Annotated in this window: 5 protein-coding genes; 2 read left to right on the forward strand and 3 right to left on the reverse strand. The window is 42.5% G+C overall.

The window, feature by feature from the left end:
- Nucleotides 1-82 precede the first annotated feature (82 nt).
- Nucleotides 83-967 carry an ion channel gene (locus tag ACE1CC_RS29670; protein ID WP_413274035.1) on the reverse strand — a complete coding sequence of 295 codons (885 nt, stop codon included), beginning with the start codon at nt 965-967 and terminating at the stop codon, nt 83-85.
- A 60-nt stretch (nt 968-1,027) separates the two neighbouring features.
- Here ACE1CC_RS29670 and ACE1CC_RS29675 point away from each other — a divergent pair, with 60 nt between their 5' ends.
- Both ACE1CC_RS29675 and ACE1CC_RS29680 read left to right on the forward strand, forming a co-directional pair.
- Nucleotides 1,028-1,396 (forward strand): TSUP family transporter, encoded by a 369-nt coding sequence (locus tag ACE1CC_RS29675; RefSeq protein WP_413274036.1) that lies wholly within the window; start codon nt 1,028-1,030, stop codon nt 1,394-1,396.
- A 131-nt stretch (nt 1,397-1,527) separates the two neighbouring features.
- Nucleotides 1,528-1,812, forward strand: coding sequence for a hypothetical protein (locus tag ACE1CC_RS29680; RefSeq protein ID WP_413274037.1), 285 nt, complete (start codon nt 1,528-1,530; stop codon nt 1,810-1,812).
- Between the two features lie 736 nt (nt 1,813-2,548).
- Here ACE1CC_RS29680 and ACE1CC_RS29685 read toward each other — a convergent pair.
- Complete coding sequence (locus tag ACE1CC_RS29685; RefSeq protein WP_413274038.1) at nt 2,549-4,105, reverse strand: calcium-binding protein; 1,557 nt, start codon at nt 4,103-4,105, stop codon at nt 2,549-2,551.
- 602 nt (nt 4,106-4,707) lie between these two features.
- Nucleotides 4,708-5,973 carry a glycosyltransferase family 4 protein gene (locus ACE1CC_RS29690; RefSeq protein WP_413274039.1) on the reverse strand — a complete coding sequence of 422 codons (1,266 nt, stop codon included), beginning with the start codon at nt 5,971-5,973 and terminating at the stop codon, nt 4,708-4,710.
- Nucleotides 5,974-6,450 lie beyond the last annotated feature (477 nt).

Genomic DNA, 6,450 nt, shown 5'->3' on the forward strand with positions numbered 1-6,450 from the left:
CAGGATGCCCACCCCACAAGAAACCTGCAACTCTTGTGGGGTGGGCATCCTGCCCGCCTTAGTTTTTTGGCACCCTACATAATTAAAATTTGACTACATCATGGAAGCGAGTATAATCAATTAATCTTTTGCCATCAGGCATAGTAACTAAAATATCTACAAACCGCTGATTCCAGACAATTTCTTCAGCTAAATATGAGTGGCGCGTGTGAATTGTTTGGGCAACTGTTTCATCAATTCCGGTGAGAATAACAATAATTTCCATGTTGGAATGATGCAAGGTTTCTTCGGTTTCGCCATACAAAGGACTGGTTTCGTCAATGACGTGCATTCCTGTCCAAGTTAGGACGAAAATTGGTGTCTGATTACGGACTAATTTTAAGTCATAAAATCGCCGCATTACTGAACCTTCGATACTCACTTCATCGCGCACTAAACTAACGTGCATTTCCGCTTCAAAAATTTGGTTGTGTCGTTCGTTAGCGGTGCGAAACATTAGGGTTGGTTTACCATTGTAGTTGGTAATTACTGCTACTTTGCTGAACAAAACTTTGGCTGTCGGACGAGAGAAGCGGGCGAACATTAACCCGGTTGCCATTGCTAAACCCATTAAACCAACTAATGCTTCAATTACTACTACCAAATTCGCATAGTCAGTTTTGGGAAACATCGCCCCATAACCAATAGATGCCATTGTTTGCACGCTGAAGAAAAAAGCATCCGCAAAAGACCCCGGACGGGCATTAGCGATACAATCTCCTCCGGCTAAATAAGCTAGGGCAAATAATGTATTGGCGATCGCATAAGCAATAATAATTACAATGACAAATTTACCCCAGGAAATAGTCAGTAACCAGTGGTAAGGGTCACGCCAATGGGAGTGGGATGAACCTTTACGCAGGATTTTTAAGCTGCGATCGCGACTCACGACATGAGGTAACTTATGGGGACGGTGAATTTTAGTCATCAGTGTGGCTGATAGTTAAAAATTATTCTACTATTTGTCTAAGTTTTCGTTCATAATTTTATGCCTGTACTATTTCAGTTATTATTGATCGGTTTAGCCGCTGGTGTGGCTGGTGGGATGTTTGGCATCGGTGGCGGTGCAATAATGGTGCCTGCAATGGTGTTATTAATGGGGATGGATCAGAAGTTTGCTACTGGTACATCTATTGCAGCACAAATTTTACCGATCGGGATTTTGGGTGCGATCGTCTATTATCGCGAAGGTAATTTAAATCTTAAACACGCATTATTGATCGCTGCTGGGTTAGTAGTTGGTAACTTATTTGGCGCAATATTTGCCAATCAACCATACATTACTAGTGCTTTCATGAAAAAACTTTACGGCATCTTTTTGTTACTCATCGGTTTTCGGTATTTGTTTTATAGGTAAATCTTTGTACGTTGTTGCGCTTCAGCGCTCCTATAGCGCTAAAGCGCAACAACCTACCTAAGCAAACCTCTAGATAATTAAATTATGCGGATTCGTTGTATTGCTAACTCCGTCGCCGCGAACCAGAATTAGTGATTCAAGTCGTAGGAGAACCCGCCACACCCCCAAAAGGCACTTTAGATCCAGAAATACTAATTTGGTGCGAAACATATAAATTTATTCTTGCCACTAACAACCGCCGTTCCATGCCCGTTCACCTCGCAGATCATCTCGCCCAAAATCGTTATATTCCAGGTATCTTCATCCTGAATCCAGATATGGGTATTGGCGAAACTATAGAAGAATTAATTACTATTGCTAAATACTCCTTTGAAGACGAATATCAAGATCGAATTACCTTTCTGCCCATTCCTTAATCCCTAATAGACATCTCCAAAAAACCTTGTAGAGACGTTATATATAACCTCTCTACATGATGGGTAAATATATAACCTCTCTACATGATGGGTAAATAGGGCTTGCTGAAAAAGTCTGTTGGTGAGGGTAGGGACAGGGCATCATTAATATTTGCCACTCCTGCGTTATCTTTTGAATGCCGTGTCCCTACAATTTCCCCCAAAAAGGCAAGGTTTTTGCACCAAAAGATGTGATAACCACAGCACTTGTTGTGGGCAAAAAATCTGCTTTCACCCTTGCATATCTTACTTTCTACCTTTATAAACGCCAGCCCTGAATATTTCAGTAAATCCTAGAAACCCGGTAACTTCTGCGAAACCGGGTTTCTGTTCATCGCTTTAATTAGGGTTTGCTGAATAAAGGTAAATAAAAAGTAAGATAGGCAAGGGTGAAAGCGCCTTTTTTGCTCAAAACAAGTGCAAAAGGCTTTATTGACCTTTTGGCGCTTTCATCCAGGCTTTTTTCCAGGAAATTGTAGGGACACGGCATGAAAGAGATAACGGTAAGAATTGCAAATATTAATGATGCCCTGTCCCTACCCCCACCAACAGACTTTTTCAGCAAACCCTAATTAGTAAACAGCCCCCAACCCATTTTAATCACAAATAACCAATGACAAATAAACAAAAAACCCGCCTTTTTAGACGGGTAATAAAGCTGCTAATTTGTAGCGAGCTTAATTCGTTTTGCAAGTTTTTAGACAATGATGAAATCTGTAGAAGACAGGTTGGTTAGACCAGGTTGTAACCAGAGGAACTGAACAGCTTGCTGATCGCTACCAGTAGTTGTAAGATTCTGATTGTACCAGAGAGAGCCATCGGCAATGTTATAGACCAACAAGCCTGATGATTGATCGGCAATAGTTTGTACGTTACTGGTAGCATTGATTAGTGCCACACCAGGAGCCTGAGTTACATTCAAAGATGAGAACAAAGCGTCAGCAACGTTTGTAAAACCAACAGAAGCAAAACGAGTACCTTGACCATCCAAGACAATCTTATCTACTCCTGTCTCGAAATCTGTAATAGAGTCGAGTCCAATTCGATCGCCACTAACAATCTGACTAGGATTGGTGGGTACAGCGATCGGAGGAATACCGGCTGCATCGGTAAAAAATGCAGAAGTTGCAAACGTACCACCAACAAAAATGAAGTAGTCAGCGCCAGCACCACCAGTCAAGGTATCATTGCCTGTCCAACCTTGGAGAGAGTCACTACCTGCTCCACCAACCAGGACATCCGTACCATTTCCACCCAGGAAGCTGTCACTACCTGCTCCACCTATCATAGAGTCATTGCCTTCCCCACCTGAGACGGTACTGCCGCCCCCGCCAGCAAAAATTGTGTCGTCGCCGCTTTTTGCATTAATTAAGTCAGCACCAGTGGTAGTATCCAGTCCAGGTATTGAATCAGATCCACCTATCAGAACTTCTGCCTGATCGGTACCTACAAGGCTGTCAGCACCAGCACCACCAACAAGGGTGTCAAAAATATTACCCGTACCAACACTTGCTACTAAGGAGTCATTACCTTTATCACCAGATAGCAGGGCTCCACCACCCTTTCCTAACAGGGTATCGTTACCTTGACCACCGTAGAGGGTTACACCTGTACCTGAAGTTACGGTGTCAGCGAAACGGAGAATATCATCATCCTGGTTTCCGAACATCACTTTGACACCACCAAAGGCAACGAGGCTATCATTGCCACCACCACCATAAGCAGTATCATTACCGTAAGCCCAGATGGAGTCCTTACCTGCTCCGTCCTCGCCTGTGAGAGTTATGGTGACATCATCCCCATACAACTTGGAACCACCAGTACCAGCACCTTTAATGATGTCATCACCTTTATCACCAGCTAAGGTAGCACCAACTGCGCCACTACTTACAGCTTCAATTAAGTCATTTCCCTGACCACCAAAAGCTGCACTATTTGCAGCGACTACTATGGTATCGTTGCCAAGATTTCCATACAGAGTATCAGCAAAAACAGAGAATAGGGAATCGTTATCTTTGTCTCCATATAAGACGCTGCTACTTACGCTTCTCAGTGTGTCGCTGCCCTGCCCTCCGAAAAGTGTAACTCCCGTACCGCCACCTATCAGGACATCATTGCCTTGGTTGCCATTAACTTCAGTGTTTGATGGGGCGGTAATAGTATCATTTCCCGTCAGCCCCAGTACTGTATCACCAGCGGCTATAGCCGGAGGGGGTGCTTGATCGTTTCCACCTGTTAATGTAATTAATGCCATCTAAACTACACTCCTCATTCCAAAAAACTGAACCGGATATTTAATAGAGATATTACCTAGATTTGCTAAATTTTGGGCTAATTCATTTCTACACCCAAATTCGCTCCCTGATTCTATCTCCTTCGCCTTCAGTAGTATAACTTGCACAATAATTTTCTCCAATTACCTAAACAGTAAATTCGTTAATGGTTTCTTAATGGTATTTACTTACCATCTGACCATCTCACCGTTTATATAGTTCCCCAGCTAGGGGATAAAATTACACTTGCTGCTAAGGAATTTAATCCTTTTAACGGTCTTTCTCCAAATTACCCGAACTTAGGTAGCCAAGACGTAATTTCGTTGTGTGATTTAATGCACTGTAATGCTTCTACACAACTAGGTTGGTAGTTGATAGTTTATTGACACTCCCCTGACTAAAGTCGAAGGGATTCTAGAGGTTGTCTAATCGGAGGGTAAACCCATCCGATTAAACGCTTCACTAGGTAGGATACCAGAGGATAAATCCTCTCTACCGTTTTCATCCACCGCTTAAAAGACGGTGGCTCTCAACGTTACTTTTGGTAGGGAGAATTCATGAATTGTCCCTACTGGACTCATACCTAAACTTTACATTCTACGTTTGTAGGTGTTGGGGTAATTTGGGGTGGTAGAGAACCATTTGCCACATCTTTTATTAGTTGGACGTGATGGGGTAGCAGCTTTTCCAGGGAATATCGTTCTAAGGCTGTTTCCCTGGCTTTTTGGCGCAGCTGCGCCATGCGGGTCGGATGATCCAAAACCTCACTAATTCTATCAGCAATTTGTTTGGGAGAGAAGAAATCTGCTAATAATCCATTTTCTCCGTCTTGGATCACTTCCTTGACTGGTGCGGTATCTGAACCTAATACTAAACAGCCAGTGGACATGGATTCAATCATTGACCAAGATAGGACAAAGGGGCGAGTTAAATAGACATGAACTTGGGAAGCTTGAATTACTTTTAAGTAGAGTCCGTAGGGTAACGAGCCGACAAAATGCACTCTGGATAAATCTAGAGGCACTTTTTTGAGCATATAATTTTTATATGTTTCGCCATCGGGTAAGGCTTTACCGTAACATACTCTGTCTGACCCGACAATTACTACATGACAGTTGGGGCGACGTTCTTGTAGGTAAGCAATTGATTCGATAAACTCAGGAAACCCTCGATAAGGTTCCATTCCCCTAGCTACATAAGTCACAATCTCATCAATCTCTGACAAATCCACATTGGGTAAAATTAATTTCGCCCCCGGATTAGGTTTAAAGTATTCCGTATCTACACCATCATGTAACACGCTAATTTTACTGTGAAATTCTTTCGGGAACTGCGACCTTTGCCAATATGTTGGCGAGATTCCCCAATCACAACTATATAAATCTACTAAAATCGGCGTATTCTTAATCCGAATCCGCGCCATATCATCTATACTCAAAGGGTCTGCTGGATCAAAATCCGCATCAGAACCAACAGCATGATAAAACCACTCAAAATAACACATCAGTTTAGCCTTGGGAAAGGCATCTTTAATAAATAATGTCGGTCCCCAACCAGAATGACCGTAAACTATATCAGGTACAAATCCCTCACTTTTCAGTTGTTCCGCTATCCGAAATACTGCTTGTCCATGCAAAACCCCATTTTCTAAGAATCTCACATAATGATGGGTTTCGGGACGGGCTTCCCGACTCGGCTTAAACAATACTTTCCGAACTCCGGGTATTTGCCATTCGGGATTTTCAAACTTTGTCCCAAACAGCACTTCATTGTTAGGTTCTTCAGCTAAAGCCGCCGCTACATGGCGAAATTGGGCAGGAAAGTTAGGATGTAGGAAAAGTATTTTCATTGGCTGAGTCAGTGATTATCTAATCAATTTTAATATGCAATGTGTCATGCCTAAGTATGTAGGGTGTGTTAGCGCCAGCGTAACGCACCGTTTGACTTAGATAATTATGGTGCGTTACGCTGCGCTAACGCACCCTACAAATTTATTACTTCATAATCATGTCCGGTCGATTACCCATAATGTAGTCGATTACCTATAATGTAGAGACGTTATATATAAGGTCTCTACAGAGTGTTGAAAAAAAGATATTATGATCGATCGACCGGACATGATATCAAAAGTTAGTAGGGTGTGTTAGCGCCTGCGTAACGCAGCATAATTTTTGCTCTTAAATCCAGTTTTCTTGACTCTTGCTACTCCTGAAGAGTTAGCGGTGTGAGTGTCAAATTGTTAGTTAGTAGGGTGTGTTAGCGCCTGCGTAACGCACCATAATTTTTGCTCTTAAATCCAGTTCTCTTGACTCTTGCTACTCCTGAA

The sequence above is a fragment of the Floridaenema aerugineum BLCC-F46 genome, assembly GCF_041929345.1.
In the GTDB taxonomy this organism is placed as follows: domain Bacteria; phylum Cyanobacteriota; class Cyanobacteriia; order Cyanobacteriales; family Aerosakkonemataceae; genus Floridanema; species Floridanema aerugineum.